Source organism: Trinickia violacea (genome assembly GCF_005280735.1).
Classification (GTDB): domain Bacteria; phylum Pseudomonadota; class Gammaproteobacteria; order Burkholderiales; family Burkholderiaceae; genus Trinickia_A; species Trinickia_A violacea.
On record NZ_CP040077.1, the window covers coordinates 4,091,424 to 4,108,284 of the forward strand.

General features: G+C 65.9%; 16 protein-coding genes. 12 read left to right on the top strand and 4 right to left on the bottom strand.

Going from position 1 to position 16,861, the window contains the following annotated elements:
• Positions 1–5: 5 nt before the first annotated feature.
• The gene (locus FAZ95_RS18640) at positions 6–1,148 is read right to left on the bottom strand and encodes a Re/Si-specific NAD(P)(+) transhydrogenase subunit alpha (protein WP_137333798.1); all 1,143 of its coding nucleotides are present in this window, start codon (positions 1,146–1,148) and stop codon (positions 6–8) included.
• Between the two features lie 210 nt (positions 1,149–1,358).
• Here FAZ95_RS18640 and FAZ95_RS18645 point away from each other — a divergent pair, with 210 nt between their 5' ends.
• The 3 genes from FAZ95_RS18645 to FAZ95_RS18655 all read left to right on the top strand — a co-directional run bounded on the left by FAZ95_RS18645 (position 1,359) and on the right by FAZ95_RS18655 (position 4,791).
• Positions 1,359–1,847, top strand: a complete 489-nt coding sequence (locus FAZ95_RS18645) for an NUDIX hydrolase (protein ID WP_137333799.1) — start codon at positions 1,359–1,361, stop codon at positions 1,845–1,847.
• Between the two features lie 4 nt (positions 1,848–1,851).
• Positions 1,852–3,015, top strand: a complete 1,164-nt coding sequence (gene mnmA, locus FAZ95_RS18650; protein ID WP_137333800.1) for a tRNA 2-thiouridine(34) synthase MnmA — start codon at positions 1,852–1,854, stop codon at positions 3,013–3,015.
• Positions 3,016–3,177: 162 nt separating this feature from the next.
• Positions 3,178–4,791: an FMN-binding glutamate synthase family protein gene (locus FAZ95_RS18655; protein WP_137333801.1), complete on the top strand. Its 1,614-nt coding sequence runs from the start codon at positions 3,178–3,180 to the stop codon at positions 4,789–4,791.
• A gap of 121 nt (positions 4,792–4,912) precedes the next feature.
• Here FAZ95_RS18655 and FAZ95_RS18660 read toward each other — a convergent pair whose 3' ends face one another.
• Positions 4,913–5,755 carry an ABC transporter permease gene (locus FAZ95_RS18660; RefSeq protein ID WP_137334632.1) on the bottom strand — a complete coding sequence of 281 codons (843 nt, stop codon included), beginning with the start codon at positions 5,753–5,755 and terminating at the stop codon, positions 4,913–4,915.
• A gap of 184 nt (positions 5,756–5,939) precedes the next feature.
• Complete coding sequence (locus FAZ95_RS18665; RefSeq protein WP_137333802.1) at positions 5,940–6,551, bottom strand: glutathione S-transferase C-terminal domain-containing protein; 612 nt, start codon at positions 6,549–6,551, stop codon at positions 5,940–5,942.
• Positions 6,552–6,770: 219 nt separating this feature from the next.
• On the opposite strand from FAZ95_RS18665, the gene FAZ95_RS18670 reads away from it, so the two are divergent.
• From FAZ95_RS18670 to FAZ95_RS18710, 9 genes are all read left to right on the top strand, one after another.
• Complete coding sequence (locus FAZ95_RS18670) at positions 6,771–8,201, top strand: aminopeptidase P N-terminal domain-containing protein (RefSeq protein WP_137333803.1); 1,431 nt, start codon at positions 6,771–6,773, stop codon at positions 8,199–8,201.
• 33 nt (positions 8,202–8,234) lie between these two features.
• Positions 8,235–9,491 carry a UbiH/UbiF/VisC/COQ6 family ubiquinone biosynthesis hydroxylase gene (locus tag FAZ95_RS18675; RefSeq protein ID WP_137333804.1) on the top strand — a complete coding sequence of 419 codons (1,257 nt, stop codon included), beginning with the start codon at positions 8,235–8,237 and terminating at the stop codon, positions 9,489–9,491.
• A gap of 147 nt (positions 9,492–9,638) precedes the next feature.
• Positions 9,639–10,694, top strand: coding sequence for a tRNA dihydrouridine synthase DusB (dusB, locus tag FAZ95_RS18680; RefSeq protein ID WP_137333805.1), 1,056 nt, complete (start codon positions 9,639–9,641; stop codon positions 10,692–10,694).
• Positions 10,691–10,924 carry a Fis family transcriptional regulator gene (locus FAZ95_RS18685; RefSeq protein ID WP_137333806.1) on the top strand — a complete coding sequence of 78 codons (234 nt, stop codon included), beginning with the start codon at positions 10,691–10,693 and terminating at the stop codon, positions 10,922–10,924. Before dusB ends, FAZ95_RS18685 begins: the two co-directional genes overlap by 4 nt.
• A gap of 39 nt (positions 10,925–10,963) precedes the next feature.
• Positions 10,964–12,529 carry a bifunctional phosphoribosylaminoimidazolecarboxamide formyltransferase/IMP cyclohydrolase gene (purH, locus tag FAZ95_RS18690; protein ID WP_137333807.1) on the top strand — a complete coding sequence of 522 codons (1,566 nt, stop codon included), beginning with the start codon at positions 10,964–10,966 and terminating at the stop codon, positions 12,527–12,529.
• A 177-nt stretch (positions 12,530–12,706) separates the two neighbouring features.
• Positions 12,707–13,249, top strand: a complete 543-nt coding sequence (gene ruvC / locus FAZ95_RS18695) for a crossover junction endodeoxyribonuclease RuvC (RefSeq protein ID WP_137333808.1) — start codon at positions 12,707–12,709, stop codon at positions 13,247–13,249.
• A 63-nt stretch (positions 13,250–13,312) separates the two neighbouring features.
• Positions 13,313–13,894, top strand: coding sequence for a Holliday junction branch migration protein RuvA (ruvA, locus tag FAZ95_RS18700; protein WP_137333809.1), 582 nt, complete (start codon positions 13,313–13,315; stop codon positions 13,892–13,894).
• A gap of 185 nt (positions 13,895–14,079) precedes the next feature.
• Positions 14,080–15,144, top strand: coding sequence for a Holliday junction branch migration DNA helicase RuvB (gene ruvB / locus FAZ95_RS18705; protein ID WP_137333810.1), 1,065 nt, complete (start codon positions 14,080–14,082; stop codon positions 15,142–15,144).
• Between the two features lie 28 nt (positions 15,145–15,172).
• Positions 15,173–16,108, top strand: coding sequence for an oxygenase MpaB family protein (locus tag FAZ95_RS18710; RefSeq protein ID WP_137333811.1), 936 nt, complete (start codon positions 15,173–15,175; stop codon positions 16,106–16,108).
• A gap of 55 nt (positions 16,109–16,163) precedes the next feature.
• On the opposite strand, the gene FAZ95_RS18715 is transcribed toward FAZ95_RS18710, so the two are convergent.
• Positions 16,164–16,835 carry a histidine phosphatase family protein gene (locus FAZ95_RS18715; protein ID WP_137333812.1) on the bottom strand — a complete coding sequence of 224 codons (672 nt, stop codon included), beginning with the start codon at positions 16,833–16,835 and terminating at the stop codon, positions 16,164–16,166.
• Positions 16,836–16,861: the final 26 nt, after the last annotated feature.

A 16,861-nucleotide genomic window follows, 5' to 3' on the forward strand; every position in this document is an offset into this window, starting at 1 on the left:
TCCCCTCAAGCCTTGCGCGTGACTTCGCCGTCGCGGGCCAAAAGCGTGGCCGCGACGATGTCGTCTGCGAGATCGATGTTGAGCGCGCCTTCCTTTGTGACGATCAGCTTCAGGAAGTCGAGCAGGTTGCGCGCGTAGAGCGACGAGGCGTCGGCCGCGACCATCGACGCGAGGTTTGTAAAGCCGACGATCGTCACGCCGTGCCTCACCACCACCTGATCGGCCTCGGTGAGCGGGCAGTTGCCGCCGCGCCGGCCTTCGAACTCGGGGCCGCGACCGGCCGCGAGGTCGACGATCACCGAGCCGGGTTTCATCGCCTGCACGGTTTCGACGTTGATCAGCGTCGGCGCGGGGCGCCCCGGAATCAGCGCAGTCGAGATGATGATGTCGGCCTGCTTCGCACGTTCGTGGACCAACGCCGACTGCCGCGCGAGCCAGCTCGGCGGCATCGGCCGCGCATAGCCGCCGACGCCCTCCGCCGCTTCGCGCTCTTCTTGCGTTTCGTAAGGCACGTCGACGAACTTCGCGCCGAGCGATTCGATCTGCTCTTTCACCGCGGGGCGCACGTCGGACGCTTCGATCACCGCGCCCAGGCGCTTGGCCGTCGCGATCGCCTGCAAGCCCGCGACGCCCGCGCCCAGCACCAGCACGCGCGCCGCCTTCACCGTGCCCGCCGCCGTCATCAGCATCGGCAGGAAGCGCGGATAGCGTTCGGCGGCGACGAGCACGGCCTTGTAGCCGGCGATGTTCGCCTGCGACGAGAGCACGTCGAGACTTTGCGCCCGCGTCGTGCGCGGCGCGGCTTCGAGCGAGAACGCGGTCACCCCAGCGGCGGCGAGCTGCGCGGCGTTTTCAGCGTTGAACGGATCGAGCATGCCGACGAGCACGGCGCCGCGCTTCATCAGCGGCAGCTCCTCGACGGTCGGGGATTGGACTTTGAGAACGAGATCGGCATTGAACGCGGCCGCCGCATCGACAAGCTCCGCGCCCGCGTCGGCAAACGCTTCGTCGGTGAAGCTCGCCGCGGCGCCGGCGCCCTTCTGGATCGTGACGCGATGACCTTGGGCGACGTATTTCTTGACCGTCTCGGGCGTCGCGGCGACGCGCGTTTCGTTGGCACGCGTCTCGGCTGGCACTCCGATGTGCATCGTGGATTCCTCCTCTGCCTTCTTGTTGTCAAGCGAAGATGAGCCAGCGAAGCACGCCGGCCCTCATAGCAACGGCTAATACATGCGACGGATTCACCGCGTCACTTTAACCGAAACTGCGCGCGCACCGAAATTTGGTCCAACCCCGATAGACGGCACGCCGGCACCGCCTCCGGCAGCCCGGGCGGGCAAACGGTAAAATGCGCGTCTATGAAACCGGAAACCTGGGCCCCGCATGTGACGGTGGCGGCGATCGTCGAGCGCGACGGGCGTTTTCTCGTGGTCGAGGAGCACACCGCCGACGGCTTGCGCATCAACCAACCGGCCGGTCATTTGGAGGCCGGTGAAACGCTTGTCGACGCTGTCGTGCGCGAAACGCTCGAGGAAACGGCGCATCCGTTCACGCCTCACGCGCTGGTCGGCGTGTACATGACGCACTTCGGAAGGTCGGACAGCTACGGCACCACCTATTTGCGTTTCACGTTCTGCGGAACGAGCGGCGCGGTGCTGACCGATCGTGCGCTCGATGCCGACATCGTGCGCGCGCTGTGGCTGACCGCCGACGAGCTGCGCGCGGCGAGCGAGCGCCACCGCACGCCGCTCGTCATGCAATGCGTCGACGATTACCTCGCGGGCCGGCGTTTCCCGCTCGACTTCGTGCACACGCATTCGGTCGGGCCCAAGCTAGACATTCAGTGAATCCATGAGCAAGCAACGCGTGGTAGTGGGCATGTCGGGCGGCGTCGATTCGTCGGTGACCGCGTGGCTCCTCAAAGAACAGGGGTACGAAGTCGTCGGCCTCTTCATGAAGAACTGGGAAGACGACGACGACAGCGAGTACTGCTCGACACGGCAGGACTGGATCGACGTCGTCTCGGTCGCCGACTTGATCGGCATCGACGTCGAGGCGGTCAACTTCGCCGCCGAATACAAGGACCGCGTGTTCGCGGAGTTCCTGCGCGAGTACTCGGCCGGCCGCACGCCGAACCCGGACGTGCTCTGCAACGCCGAGATCAAGTTCAAGGCGTTTCTCGATCACGCGATGTCGCTTGGCGGCGAGACCATCGCCACCGGCCACTACGCGCGCGTGCGCGAAGTCGACGGCCGTTTCGAGCTCTTGAAGGCGCTCGACCATACCAAGGACCAGTCGTACTTCCTGCACCGCCTGAACCAGGCGCAGCTTTCGAAGACGCTCTTCCCGCTCGGCGAAATCCCGAAGACGAAAGTCCGCGAGATCGCCGCGCAAATCGGCCTCCCGAACGCGAAGAAGAAGGATTCGACCGGAATCTGCTTCATCGGCGAACGGCCGTTCCGCGACTTCCTGAACCGCTACCTGCCGACCCAGCCGGGGCTGATGAAGACGCCGGACGGCAAGACCGTCGGCGAGCACATCGGGCTCGCGTTCTACACGTTCGGCCAGCGCAAGGGGATCGGGCTCGGCGGCAGCAAGACGGGCAGCGGCGAACCGTGGTTCGTCGCGGGCAAGGACATTCCTTCCAACACGCTCTACGTCGTGCAGGGGCACGACCATCCGTGGCTGCTGTCGGAAACGCTGATCGCGGGCAACACGAGCTGGGTCGCGGGCGCCGCACCCGAGCCGGGCAAGCGGTGCGGCGCGAAGACCCGCTACCGGCAGGCCGATGCGGCCTGCACGTTCGCCAAGGCCGACGCGCTTAGCAGCGCCAACGAACTCGAAGGCGACCATTTCGGACTGGCGTTCGATCACGCGCAATGGGCCGTCACGCCCGGCCAATCCGCGGTGCTCTACGACGGCGACGTCTGCCTCGGCGGCGGCATCATCGAGCACGCCGCCACGGCCCAGCCGGCCGCGCGCCGCCCCGACGCGGCGCTTCTCGCAGCACGCTGAGACCTATTGCAGGTAGACTTGGCCCTCGCCCGGTGACGGCGGCACGAGAGCCGCACCGGCGAGACGCCCCACCCGCAACCGAGGCTGCCCGCGTCTGGCATGAAGACGGCCCGGTGCGGCGGTCCGCCCGTTGCGGCGATCCGTTACCGCTTTGGAGCCCTCATGTTCTCTCGACGCTATCTTGCAATGTGGTGCGCCGTGCTGCTTCTCGCGGCCGTCGCCATCCTCGCCGCGCGGCATTCGATCGCGTGGCTGTGGGTCGTGATCCCGCTTGCACTCGTCGCGCTCGGCCTGTTCGACCTCAATCAGGAACGTCACAGCATCCTGCGCAACTACCCGCTTTGGGGTCACTTGCGCTTCATGTTCGAATTCATCCGGCCGGAGATCCGTCAGTACTTCTTGGAAGATGATACCGACGAGAAACCGTTCTCGCGCGCCCAGCGCAGCCTCGTCTACCAGCGCTCGAAGAACGAAACCGACAGCCGCCCGTACGGCACCGAGCGCGACGTCAAAGCGGTCACGCACGAATGGATCAACCATTCGCTCGCGCCGACCCAGCTCGCGAGCCACGACTTCCGCATCACGGTCGGCGCCGATCGCGCGCAGCCGTATTCGATGTCGATCTTCAACATCTCGGCGATGAGCTTCGGCTCGCTGTCCGCGAACGCGATCCGCGCGCTGAACCTCGGCGCCAAGAAGGGCAACTTCGCGCACGACACCGGCGAAGGCTCGATGTCGAAATATCACCGCGAGCATGGCGGCGACATCATCTGGGAGGTCGCTTCGGGCTACTTCGGCTGCCGCAACGACGACGGCACGTTCAACGCCGAAAAGTTCGCGAAGCAGGCGCAAGAGCCGCAAGTGAAGATGATCGAGGTGAAGCTGTCGCAAGGCGCGAAACCCGGCCACGGCGGCGTGCTGCCGGCCGCCAAGATCACGCCGGAGATCGCCGAGACGCGCGGCGTGCCGATGGGCCGAGACTGCATCTCGCCCGCGTCGCACTCCGAGTTCTCGACGCCGCGCGGGCTGCTCGAATTCGTCGACCGTCTGCGCACTCTCTCGGGCGGCAAGCCGACCGGCTTCAAGCTCTGCCTCGGCCATCCGTGGGAGTTCTTCGGCATTGCGAAGGCGATGCTCGAGACCGGGATCACGCCGGACTTCATCGTCGTCGACGGCGCGGAAGGCGGCACGGGCGCGGCGCCGCTCGAATTCACCGATCACGTGGGCGTGCCGCTGCAAGAAGGGCTGCTGCTCGTGCACAACACGCTCGTCGGCATCGGCTTGCGCGACAAGATTCGGCTCGGCGCGAGCGGCAAGATGATCACCGCGTTCGACATCGCAAGAACGCTCGCGATCGGCGCCGACTGGGTGAACGCCGCGCGCGGCTTCATGTTCGCAGTCGGCTGCATCCATGCGCAGACCTGCCACACCGGCCGCTGCCCGACCGGCGTCGCGACGCAAGACCCGGTGCGCCAGCGCGCGATCGTCGTGCCGGACAAGGCCGACCGCGTCTTCAACTTCCACCACAACACACTGCACGCGCTGCAGGAGCTCGTCCAGGCGGCAGGCCTCGAGCATCCCGCCGACTTGCGCGCGCATCACATCGTGCGGCGCGTGTCGTCGCATGAGGTGAAGCTGATGTCGCAGTTGCTGGACTATCTCGAGCCGAACGATCTCTTGAACGGCAACTACCGCTTCAGGCTGTATGAGATATGGTGGCCGCTCGCGCGCAGCGATTCGTTTGCCTTGAAGGATGAGGGCGCGGTAGCCGCCTGAGCGGCGCAACACGTGTTGCATGACGCGTGAGCGTACCGCCCCGCATGAAGCAAAAAAGCGCACCGGGTATGGGTGCGCTTTTTTATTGCCCGATAGGTGCTTCATCCGACGAGGTGTGCGTTCAAGATTGCGCCCCGCGCAGCAGCAACCATCGTTGCAGCGTCGTCAGCAAATAATCGGCGATCCACGCCACGACCCCCAACGCGAGCATCGCAGCCAACACGCCGCTCGCATTGAACTCGCGCAGCGAGGCCGCGATCACGCACCCGATCCCCTGCGTCGCGCCGAGAAACTCGCCCGCGAGCGTTCCGGCGAGCGCCAGCGCGAAGGCCATGCGCAGGCTTTCGACCGTCCCGCGCAGCGCTGCGGAAACGGCCTCGGCGACGGTCGAGCGCCGCGCCGCGGATGCAGAACCATCGCCACGCGTATCGCCGTCAACCGCACACGCGCGCCGATACGCGTCCCCGAACACGATGAAGAACGCCATCACGACAGCCAGCGCGATCTTCGACGTCATCCCCGATCCCAGCGCGATCACGAAAATCGCGCCGAGCACGATCAGCGGCAACGCGTTGGCGACCTTGATGTAAAAACCGAACACCTCGGCAAGCAATGTGTTGCGCACGAGAACGACTGCGCACCCCGCGCCCGCGATCGCGCCCACGACCAGTCCCAGCAGAGCCTCTTCGAACGTGACCAGCAGCTGCGCGAGCAGCGGCCCTTGCGCAGTCCCCTCGCGAAACCAATAGAAGAGCTGCCGCGCGATCGACGAAGGCATCGAATAGAAGAACGGATCGATCCAATTGCGTCGCGCGGCGAATTCCCAACCGATCGCCACCAGCAGCGCGAGCAGGATGCGCAAGCCGATCACCAGCAGGCGCCGCGAGCGTTGCGGCTTGCGCGACGTGAGTTCGGCTCGCCCGGGTCCCGCATCCGCGATGCGAGACGGCGCGCCGTGAGACATCGGTTGGTTCATCGCCGTCCGCCTTGACTGAGCTGATGAGAACACCGTACACGTCGGCCAACACGGGTACCGTGCGGACACGAACAGTGGCTTGCCGGCGCGGCAAATGACTAGCGGGCGATCGAACGATCAGACTTTCGGCGGCTGCGCGGCAATATTTTCCGGGTCCGCGCAGCGTCCCGGCTCAAGCGGGAACGGTATCGATGAACGACTGCCGTTGCGACAGCTTCGCGTAATGCTTGTCGAGATTCGGATGCTTGTCGCGCCAATTCAATTCCGCGAAGCGGAAATCGAGGTAGCCGAGCGCGCACCCGAGCGCGATATCGGCGAGCGAGTAGTGATTGCCGGTACACCAGGCGTTGCCGCCGAGCCCCTGCGACATCGCGACGAGCCCTTCGTCGATCTTGCGCTGCTGGCGCGCGATCCACGATTCGACGCGATGCTCCTCCGGACGCTGCGTACCCTCCACGCGAATCAGAACGCCCGCGTCGAGAATGCCGTCGGCGAGCGCCTCCCAGCAGCGCACTTCGATGCGCTCGCGCCCCGCCTGCGGAATCAGCTTGCCGACCGGCGACAGCGTATCGACGTATTCACAGATCACGCGCGAATCGAACACCGCTTCCCCGTCTTCCATCACCAGGCACGGCACCTTCCCGAGCGGATTGAACTGGTGAATACCCGTGTCCGACGCCCAGACATCCTCGAGCACCAGTTGGTAGTCGATTTTCTTTTCAGCGAGCACGACCCGCGCCTTGCGGGTAAACGGGCTCGCGAGCGAACCGATTAATTTCATCATCTGCTTTTCTCAAAATTGAGAGGAAGAGTATACGTTGCCGACGATCATACCGGCGGTCGTCAGACGCCATCATATCGGCCGTTTCGGGCGTCTGTGGATGGAATGCAACAGCACGGCTCGGAGGGGCCCCCTCTGAGCACAACGCGGCACGACGCCCCCCGGATGACCGGTGCGCGCTCGACTTAAAAGTGTTTATGAATTGAGCGCTACAATCGCACGATGAAACAGCCGACCGAACTCTCCAGCGCCGCCGGCGCCCCGAACGAAGTCCCTGCCGGGGACATCTACCGCGGCCGCCGCGAACGCGTGCTCGCCGCGCTGCGCGCCGCGGGCGACGGACTCGCCATCGTCCCGACCGCGCGCGAGGTGCTGCGCAACCGCGACGCCGACTACCCCTACCGGCACGACAGCTACTTTTATTACCTGACCGGCTTTACCGAACCGGAGGCCGTGCTCGTGCTCGATTCCGGTGCAGAACCGGGCGAGCCGGCGTCGATCCTCTTCTGCCGCGAGAAAGATCCGGCGCGGGAGACCTGGGAGGGCTTCCGTTTTGGTCCCGAAGGCGCGCGCGAAGCGTTCGGCGTCGACGCCGCGTTTCCGATCGACGAGCTCGACACCCAGCTGCCGCGCCTGATCGCCGATGCCCCCGCGCTGCACTACGGATTCGGAATGTCGGCGGAACTGGATGAACAGGTGCGCCGCTGGCTCGACGCGGTGCGCGCCAAGAGCCGCAGCGGCGTGACGTCGCCCGCCGTGCTGCACGACCTGCTGCCGGTGCTCGACGAGATGCGGCTCATCAAGGACGACCACGAGCTCGCGATCATGCGCCGCGCCGCCCGGATTTCCGCCGAGGCGCACCGCCGCGCGATGCAGGCGTGCCGCCCGGGCGTCCGCGAGTACGAACTCGAAGCGGAACTGCTGTACACGTTCCGCCGCCGCGGCGCCCAGGCGCCGGCCTACGGCTCGATCGTCGCCGCCGGCGCCAACGCATGCGTGCTGCACTACCCGGCCGGCAACGCGGTCGCGCAAGACGGCGACCTGATCCTGATCGACGCCGCTTGCGAACTCGACGGCTACGCGTCCGACATCACCCGCACCTTCCCGGCCAACGGCCGTTTCTCGCCGGCGCAGCGCGAGCTGTACGACATCGTGCTCGCCGCCCAGCAAGCCGCCATCGACGCGACCCGCGCCGGCGCGCACTTCGACACGCCGCACCAAGCCGCCGTGCGCGTGCTGTCGCAAGGGCTCCTCGATACCGGCATCATCGGCCGCGAGCACTTCGCGTCCGTCGACGACGTGATCGCCGAGCGCGCCTACGCGCCGTTCTACATGCACCGCACGGGCCACTGGATCGGCATGGACGTGCACGACTGCGGCGACTACCGGGAGCGCCATGCCGCGCCCGACGAGACGGGCGCGCCGCCGTCGCGCATCCTGAAGCCGTCGATGACGCTCACCATCGAGCCCGGCCTCTACGTCCGTGCGAGCGAAAGCGTGCCGGAGCGCTATTGGAACATCGGCATTCGCATCGAAGACGACGCGATCGTCACCCCCGGCGGCTGTGAGCTGATCACGCGCGACGTGCCGGTCAAGGCCGACGAAATCGAAGCGCTGATGCGCGAATCGCAGGCTGCCGCGCCTCGCCAATGAAGCGCGAATGAACTCCGAATCCGTTTCCGTACGATGAAAGACGCCCCCGCCGCTGCCGGCGCGCAACCGGCAACCGCCGCCGCTTCCGAGCGGCCATTCGATTTCGACGTGACGATCGTCGGCGCCGGACCGGTCGGCCTCGCGCTCGCCGCCTGGCTGGCCCGGCGCAGCGCGACGCAAGCGCTGTCGATCGCGCTCATCGACGCGCGAGAACCCGAAAGCGCGACCGGCGACCCGCGCGCGATCGCGGTCTCGCAAGGCAGCCGCATGCTGCTCGAACCCCTCGCGGCGTGGCCCGCGGACGCGACCGCGATCGAACGCATTCACGTATCGCAGCGCGGCCACTTCGGACGCACGCTGATCGAGCACGACGAGCATGAGCTGCCCGCGCTCGGCTACGTCGCGCGCTATGGATCGATCGTCACGACGCTCGCGCGGGCCGTGCGTGGCACGCGCGTCCACTGGTTCACGTCGACGTCGGCCCTGCCGCCGCTTCGCGAACACGACGGCATCATGCTGCCGATCGAAAACGCGCAGGGCGCCCGCAGTCTGCGCACGCGCATTCTCGTGAACGCAGAAGGCGGTCTGTATCAGGACCAGCGCCGCGCCGGGTCGAGCCTCGATCGCGCGGGCGACGCCCCGGCAGGCAGCTCGCGCGACTACAAGCAGACCGCGCTCGTCGGCACCGTCACCGTGTCGGCGCCCCAGCCGCATGTCGCATGGGAACGCTTTACGTCCGAAGGGCCGATCGCGCTGTTGCCGATGGGCGGCCCGCGCAACGCGGACTACTCGCTCGTCTGGTGCTCGGCGCCCGACGAAGCTGCGCGCCGCGCACAGCTGCCGGACGCCGACTTCCTCGCGGAGCTCGGCACGGCGTTCGGCTCGCGCATGGGGCGCTTCGAGGCGATCGCCGGCCGGGCCTCGTTCCCGCTCGGGCTGAACGCGGTCGATACGCTCGTCAAAGGGCGCGTCGCCGCGATCGGCAATGCCGCGCAAACGCTGCATCCCGTCGCGGGCCAGGGGCTGAACCTCGGTTTGCGCGATGCGCACGCGCTCGCCGATGCGCTTTCCGAATTCGGCGCGACGCCGCTTGCGCTCGCGTCGTTCGCCGAGCGCCGCGCGCTTGATCGCCGCCTCACGATCGGCGCCACCGACACGCTCGCCCGCCTCTTCACGATCGACTTCGCCCCGCTCGCGACGCTGCGCGGGCTGGCGCTTTCGGCGCTCGAACTGATGCCCGCGGCGAAAACGGCGCTCGCGCGGCAGATGATGTTCGGCCAGCGGCGCTGACATACGGCGGCGGGCACGCGCGGTTTTTTGGCGCATGTCCGCTCGCCGGGTTCGCGACGGTCGTTGCGCTCGCGCGTTAACGCTAAAATACGCGTTTCCCGTCTCACCTCGCATCGGCGCCCCAAAGGCGCGCGCCCCCATTCAGCCATGCCAACGCTCGGTTCCCACAATCTGCGCAACAACCTGTTCGTCGCCCCGATGGCCGGCGTGACGGATCGGCCGTTCCGCCAATTGTGCAAGCGGCTCGGCGCCGGCTACGCGGTGTCCGAGATGGTCGCGTCGAACGCGCAGCTTTGGAAGAGCGAAAAGACGATGCGCCGCGCGAACCACGCCGGCGAGGTCGAACCCATCGCGGTCCAAATAGCGGGAGCAGACCCGGCGATGATGGCCGAAGCCGCGCGCTACAACGTCGCGAATGGCGCGCAGATCATCGACATCAACATGGGCTGCCCGGCCAAGAAGGTCTGCAACGTCGCGGCCGGTTCGGCCCTTTTGCAAAACGAGCCGCTCGTCGTGCGGATCGTCGAGGCCGTGGTCGCGGCAGTCGGCGTCGGGCCGGACGCCGTGCCCGTCACGCTGAAGATCCGCACCGGCTGGAACCGCGAAAACAAGAATGCCGTCAAGGTGGCGCGGCTCGCCGAAAACGCCGGCATTTCGATGCTGACCGTGCACGGCCGCACGCGCGCCGATCTCTATCACGGCGAAGCCGAGTACGAGACGATCGCCGCCGTGAAGGCCGCGGTGCGCATCCCGGTCGTCGCGAACGGCGACATCTCGTCGCCGCAAAAAGCCAAGGCCGTGCTGGCGGCCACCGGGGCCGACGCGATCATGATCGGCCGCGCGGCGCAAGGGCGTCCGTGGCTGTTCCGTGAAATCGAGCATTTCCTGCAAACCGGCGAACTGCTGCCGCCGCCGCGCATCGACGAAATCCAGCAGGTCATGAACGAGCATCTGGAAGACCACTACGCGTTCTATGGCGAATTTACCGGCGTGCGTACTGCGCGCAAGCACATCGGCTGGTACACTCGCGGCCTTTCGGGCGCCAACGCATTCCGTCACAGGATGAACACGCTCGATACGACACGCGAACAACTGCTCGCCGTCAATGCGTTCTTCGACGAGCAGAAAACGCTCTCCGATCGTCTCGTCTATGTCGACGACGAAACCGGCGAGCCGGACAATACCGACCGATTAGCAGCATGAGCAAGCACAATATCGAACAATGCGTCCGCGACAGCCTGGGCATGTACTTCCAGGACCTCGACGGCTCGAATCCGCACGACGTCTATGAAATGGTGATGTCGTGTGTCGAAAAACCGATGCTCGAGGTGGTGCTCGAGCAAGCGGGCGGCAATCAGTCGCTCGCCGCCGAGTATCTCGGCATCAACCGCAACACGTTGCGCAAGAAGCTGCAGCAGCACGGCCTGCTGTAAATTCGCGCGCCGCTCCTGTCCCTCCTCGGCCTTCTCATCATGATCAAGCAAGCGCTCATCTCCGTTTCCGACAAGTCCGGCATCGTCGAATTCGCCAAATCGCTGTCGGAGCTCGGCGTCAAGATCCTGTCGACCGGCGGCACCGCGAAACTGCTCGCGGACGCGGGCCTTTCCGTTACCGAAGTCGCCGACTACACCGGCTTTCCGGAAATGCTGGACGGGCGCGTGAAAACGCTGCATCCGAAGGTTCACGGCGGCATCCTCGCGCGCCGTGATCTGCCCGAGCACATGGCAGCGCTCGAAAAGCACGACATCCCGACGATCGATCTGCTCGTCGTGAACCTGTATCCGTTCGTCGCAACGGTGTCGAAGGACGAGTGCACGCTGGAAGATGCGATCGAGAACATCGACATCGGCGGCCCGACGATGCTGCGCTCCGCCGCGAAGAACCATCGCGACGTGACGGTGGTGGTCGACCCGGCCGACTACGCGACCGTGCTCGACGAAATGCGCGCGCACGGCAACAAGGTCGGCTACAAGACGAACTTCCGCCTCGCGACGAAGGTGTTTGCGCACACCGCGCAATACGACGGCGCGATCACGAACTACCTGACGAGCCTGACCGAAGAGCTGACGCACAAAGAGCGCAACACCTATCCGGCCACGTTCAACCTCGCATTCGAGAAAGTGCAGGATCTGCGCTACGGCGAGAACCCTCACCAGAGCGCGGCGTTCTACCGCGACATCGCCGTGCCGGCGGGCGCGCTCGCGAACTATCGCCAGTTGCAGGGCAAGGAGCTGTCGTACAACAACATCGCCGACTCGGACGCCGCGTGGGAATGCGTGAAGACCTTCGACGCGCCGGCTTGCGTGATCATCAAGCACGCCAATCCGTGCGGCGTGGCGATCGGCGCAAACGCCGGCGAAGCGTATGCGAAGGCGTTCCAGACCGATCCGACCTCGGCGTTCGGCGGCATCATCGCGTTCAACCGCGAAGTCGACGAGGCCACGGCGCAAGCTGTCGCGAAGCAGTTCGTCGAAGTGCTGATCGCGCCGTCGTTCTCGGAAGCCGCCAAGCAAGTGTTCGCCGCGAAGCAGAACGTGCGTCTGCTCGAAATCGCCTTGGGCGAAGGCCATAACGCGTTCGACTTGAAGCGCGTCGGTGGCGGTCTGCTCGTGCAATCGCTCGATGCCAAGAACGTGCAGCCGCATGAACTGCGCGTCGTCACCAAGCGCCACCCGACGCCGCAAGAAATGGACGACCTGCTGTTCGCATGGCGCGTCGCGAAGTTCGTCAAGTCGAACGCGATCGTATTCTGCGGCAAGGGCATGACGCTCGGCGTTGGCGCAGGCCAGATGAGCCGCGTCGATTCGGCGCGCATCGCGAGCATCAAAGCACAGAACGCGGGCCTCTCGCTGAACAGCTCGGCCGTGGCGTCGGACGCATTTTTCCCGTTCCGCGACGGCCTCGACGTCGTGGTGGCGGCAGGCGCGACCTGCGTGATCCAGCCGGGCGGCTCGATGCGCGACGACGAAGTGATCGCCGCCGCCGACGAGCACAACATCGCGATGGTGGTGACGGGCGTGCGGCACTTCCGCCACTAAGCCCGGCGCGATCCCGGCGCCCACCGAAAAACCCGGCGGCTTTGCGGCAGCCGGGTTTTTTGTTGCCGCGATTTTCAGTGTCTTTTCCGGCGACGCGGTCGCTGCCGCTGCCCGGCGCTCGTCAGCGGCCGCGCTATTCGTTGTAGTATCGCAAGCACTTTCCTCCCCTCGCGCTTCATGAGAATCCTCGGCATCGACCCCGGCTTGCGTGTGACCGGCTTCGGCATCATCGACCAAACCGGCCATCAGCTCACCTATGTGACGAGCGGGGTGATCAAGACCGCCGATGCCGCACTGCCCGAGCGCTTGGGCACGATTTTCGAGGGAATCTCGACGCTGATCCGCGAGCACCGGCCCGATCAGTCGGCCATCGAAAAGGTGTTCGTCAACGTCAATCCGCAGTCCACCTTGCTGCTCGGCCAGGCGCGGGGCGCCGCGATTTGCGGGCTCGTCGCGGGCGGCGTGCCGGTGGCCGAATACACCGCGCTGCAATTGAAGCAGGCGGTGGTGGGCTACGGCCGTGCAACGAAAGAGCAAATGCAGCAGATGGTCGTGCGCTTGCTGAACCTCTCCGGCGTGCCCAGCACCGATGCCGCCGATGCCCTCGGCATGGCGATCTGCCACGCCCACGGCGGCGATACGCTCAACACGCTGGGCGGTATCGCGCCCGCGCTCGCGAAAAAAGGCTTGCGAGTGCGGCGCGGACGGCTCATCGGTTGATTGCTCTAGCGCTGCGCTACACTCGCGCATTCCCCCACCGCTTCCCTCACGATTGAACTCGCCATGATCGGTCGCATTGCCGGCGTCCTGCTGGAAAAAAATCCGCCTCATCTGCTCGTCGATTGCAACGGCGTCGGCTACGAAGTCGACGTGCCGATGAGCACGTTCTACAACCTGCCCTCGGCCGGTGAAAAAGTGGTGCTGCTCACCCAGTTGATCGTGCGCGAGGACGCCCACCTTCTGTACGGTTTCGGCTCCGCGCAGGAGCGCTCGACGTTCCGCGAGCTGCTGAAGATCACCGGTATCGGCGCGCGAATGGCGCTCGCAGTGCTGTCGGGCATGAGCGTGCATGAGCTGTCCCAGGCGGTCACGCTGCAGGACGCGGCTCGCCTGACGCGCGTGCCCGGCATCGGCAAGAAAACGGCGGAACGTCTGCTCCTCGAACTGAAGGGCAAGCTGGGCGCCGACCTGGGCACGATGGCCGCCGCGGCGTCGGCATCCGACCACGCAACCGATATCCTGAACGCACTGCTCGCATTGGGTTACTCCGAAAAAGAGGCGCTGGCGGCCATCAAGAACGTGCCGGCGGGCACCGGAGTGTCCGAAGGCATCAAACTGTCGCTGAAGGCGCTGTCGAAGGCGTAAAGCGCAGCGATTGCGTTGCGGTATCCGCTTGAACCGCAGCGCACGGCAACCGCGCCAACGAACCGAGCTTCGCACGCCACGGCTTTCCGCGCGATTCGGCCGTTCGGCCTAGGGCGTATTCACACCCATCGTCCTAGGCCGTTCGGCCAGCTTTCGGAACAGGCCCTGCGCGGTACAATGCGAGCATGATCGAAACCGACAAACTCGCCGCCGAACGCATCATTTCCGCCACGCCCACGTCGTCGCACGAAGAGGCGTTCGAGCGCGCGTTGCGCCCCCGTCAGCTCGACGAATACGTCGGGCAGGAAAAGGTGCGCGGTCAACTGGAAATTTTCATCGAGGCGGCCAAACGCCGCTCCGAAGCACTCGACCACGTGCTGCTGTTTGGCCCGCCAGGGCTCGGCAAGACCACGCTCGCGCACATCATCGCGCGTGAAATGGGCGTGAATTTGCGGCAAACGTCGGGCCCCGTGCTGGAGCGCGCCGGCGACCTCGCTGCGCTTCTGACGAACCTCGAAGCGAACGACGTCCTCTTCATCGACGAAATCCATCGGCTCTCGCCGGTCGTCGAGGAAATTCTGTATCCGGCGCTCGAGGATTATCAAATCGACATCATGATCGGCGAGGGTCCGGCGGCGCGCAGCGTCAAGCTCGATCTGCAGCCGTTCACGCTGGTCGGTGCGACAACGCGCGCCGGCATGCTGACCAATCCGCTGCGCGACCGCTTCGGCATCGTCGCGCGTCTCGAGTTCTACGACGCCGAGCAGCTGTCGCGCATCGTGCGCCGCTCGGCAACGCTGCTCGGCGCGCAGATCCATCCCGACGGCGCGCTCGAAATCGCGAAACGCTCGCGCGGCACGCCGCGGATTGCAAACCGCCTGCTGCGTCGCGTGCGCGACTATGCCGAGGTCAAGGCCGACGGCAACATCACCGCCAAAGTCGCCGACGCCGCGCTCGCGATGCTGGATGTCGACCCGGTCGGCTTCGATCTGATGGACCGCAAGCTGCTCGAAGCGATCCTGCACAAGTTCGACGGCGGCCCGGTCGGCGTCGACAACCTGGCGGCTGCCATCGGCGAAGAACGCGACACGATCGAAGACGTGCTGGAGCCGTACCTGATTCAGCAAGGCTTCCTGCAGCGCACGCCGCGCGGCCGCGTGGCGACGCTCCTGACTTACCGGCACTTCGGTCTCGCCGCGCCGGATTCGTCGAGCCCGGCGCGTAATCTCTGGGACGCGGGAAACGCCTGACCGGTCCTCGGCACGGAGCGCTTCAACGATGTCCGATCACGCAGGCAGTCCCCACGAAGAACACGCGAGAGGCGGCCCTCGGCTCCTCCAGCGGCTGCGCTCGAAACTCGCGCAAGGCGTCACGCACCTGACGACCGGCAGCGGCCCGAAACTCGACTACGCTTCCCCGCCAGGAGACCCCGGCCTGTTCGGGCCGGAAGCCATCTGCTGGAAAGTCCATGCCGATTTCACGTCGATGATGGTCGGCGGCATCAGCGCCTTGATGCTCCAGGCGCTGCATCCGCTGGCGCTCGCAGGTGTCTGGGATCACTCGTCGTTTCGCACCGATATCCTCGGGCGCCTGCGCCGCACCGCGACCTTCATCTCCGGCACCACCTACGGCAGCCGCAGCGATGCACTGGCGCTGATCGAGCGCGTGAAGCAGATCCACCTCGGCGTCACCGGCACCGCACCGGACGGCAGGCCGTATCGAGCAAACGATCCAGCGCTGTTGACTTGGGTGCATGTCGCCGAGGTATCGAGTTTTCTTGCCGCCCATCTGCGATATGTGAATCCTTCGCTTCCGCTGGCGGCGCAGGATCAGTACTACGCGGAAACAGCCCGCATCGCGCGGATGCTCGGCGCAGTGCAAGTGCCAAGCTCCAAGGTCGAAATCGACGCGTACTTCAGCTCGATGCAATCCGAACTCGAAGCGGGGCCACGCACGCATGAGGTTGTGAGAATTCTAATGAACGCACCGCCGCCTAGCGCCGCAATGCGCCCTGCCGGCAGGCTCATGCTGAACGCCGGTGTGGACCTTCTGCCGGACTGGGCCCAACGGATGCTCGGCTTCGAGCGATTTGCCGGAGCGCGTCGCCTATTAGTGCGGCCAGGCGTGCACGCGATCGCCCCGCTGATGCGCTGGGCGCTCGTGAACGGTGTTTCGAAGCGCGCGCGGCGGCGCGCCGCGGCTCGCTCGTCCTAGCATTCGAGGCCACTGCGCAGCAAACGCGCCAAGGCAAACTCGAAGCAACGAGTAATCAGCGAAACAACTCCGGGTCTTTGACGAACCCGTCGTCATCGCTGCCGCTGGCGAGGTGGTCGATGTCGGCCCAGGCGAGCACCCGCGCGCGGCCGCCATCGAATTCGACGGTGTTGATGCTCGTGTTGAGTAACGCGTAGTTGCGCGGCGCGTCGAGCGGTAGGCCGTTGACCAAGCGATATACGCAGTCGAGCACGCCACCGTGCGCAACGCATGCGATACGCCCTGCCGGATGCCCGGCGACGATCGACTCTACCGCGTGCACGACGCGATGATAGAACGCGCGGGACGACTCGCCGCCCTCGGGGGCGAAACCCGGGTCGCGCGTCTGCCAGACGGCGTACTCATCGGGAAAACGTGCCTCGATCTCCGTGCTGTCGTGACCCTGAAAGACGCCGTATGCGCGCTCGCGCAAGCCGGGCTTCAATTGCAGCGGCAGGCCCAGCGCGGCGGCCGCAGGTTGCGCGGTTTGCTGCGCGCGCTGCAGGTCGCTCGAATAAATCGCATCGAGCTTGGCACCCGATTGCGCCTCGCGCGCGAGGCGCGCCGCGAGTTGCTGTGCTTGCGCGAGGCCGCTTTGCGCAAGCGGAATGTCGATATGGCCTTGAATGCGCTTGATGCGATTCCAGTCGGTCTCGCCGTGTCGGATGAAGAGGACTTGGGTAGGCATGAGGCTAGGGTGAGAGTGAGTAACAG

Bases quoted from the DNA above. Each gene is read 5' to 3' on its own strand.
- FAZ95_RS18710 (WP_137333811.1), top strand. From the start codon at position 15,173: ATGTCCGATCACGCAGGCAGTCCCCACGAAGAACACGCGAGAGGCGGC.
- ruvC (WP_137333808.1), top strand. From the start codon at position 12,707: ATGAGAATCCTCGGCATCGACCCCGGCTTGCGTGTGACCGGCTTCGGC.
- FAZ95_RS18675 (WP_137333804.1), top strand. From the start codon at position 8,235: ATGAAAGACGCCCCCGCCGCTGCCGGCGCGCAACCGGCAACCGCCGCC.
- dusB (WP_137333805.1), top strand. From the start codon at position 9,639: ATGCCAACGCTCGGTTCCCACAATCTGCGCAACAACCTGTTCGTCGCC.
- FAZ95_RS18665 (WP_137333802.1), bottom strand. From the start codon at position 6,551: ATGATGAAATTAATCGGTTCGCTCGCGAGCCCGTTTACCCGCAAGGCG.
- mnmA (WP_137333800.1), top strand. From the start codon at position 1,852: ATGAGCAAGCAACGCGTGGTAGTGGGCATGTCGGGCGGCGTCGATTCG.
- ruvA (WP_137333809.1), top strand. From the start codon at position 13,313: ATGATCGGTCGCATTGCCGGCGTCCTGCTGGAAAAAAATCCGCCTCAT.
- FAZ95_RS18660 (WP_137334632.1), bottom strand. From the start codon at position 5,755: ATGTCTCACGGCGCGCCGTCTCGCATCGCGGATGCGGGACCCGGGCGA.
- FAZ95_RS18715 (WP_137333812.1), bottom strand. From the start codon at position 16,835: ATGCCTACCCAAGTCCTCTTCATCCGACACGGCGAGACCGACTGGAAT.
- FAZ95_RS18640 (WP_137333798.1), bottom strand. From the start codon at position 1,148: ATGCACATCGGAGTGCCAGCCGAGACGCGTGCCAACGAAACGCGCGTC.
- FAZ95_RS18670 (WP_137333803.1), top strand. From the start codon at position 6,771: ATGAAACAGCCGACCGAACTCTCCAGCGCCGCCGGCGCCCCGAACGAA.
- ruvB (WP_137333810.1), top strand. From the start codon at position 14,080: ATGATCGAAACCGACAAACTCGCCGCCGAACGCATCATTTCCGCCACG.
- FAZ95_RS18645 (WP_137333799.1), top strand. From the start codon at position 1,359: ATGAAACCGGAAACCTGGGCCCCGCATGTGACGGTGGCGGCGATCGTC.
- FAZ95_RS18685 (WP_137333806.1), top strand. From the start codon at position 10,691: ATGAGCAAGCACAATATCGAACAATGCGTCCGCGACAGCCTGGGCATG.
- purH (WP_137333807.1), top strand. From the start codon at position 10,964: ATGATCAAGCAAGCGCTCATCTCCGTTTCCGACAAGTCCGGCATCGTC.
- FAZ95_RS18655 (WP_137333801.1), top strand. From the start codon at position 3,178: ATGTTCTCTCGACGCTATCTTGCAATGTGGTGCGCCGTGCTGCTTCTC.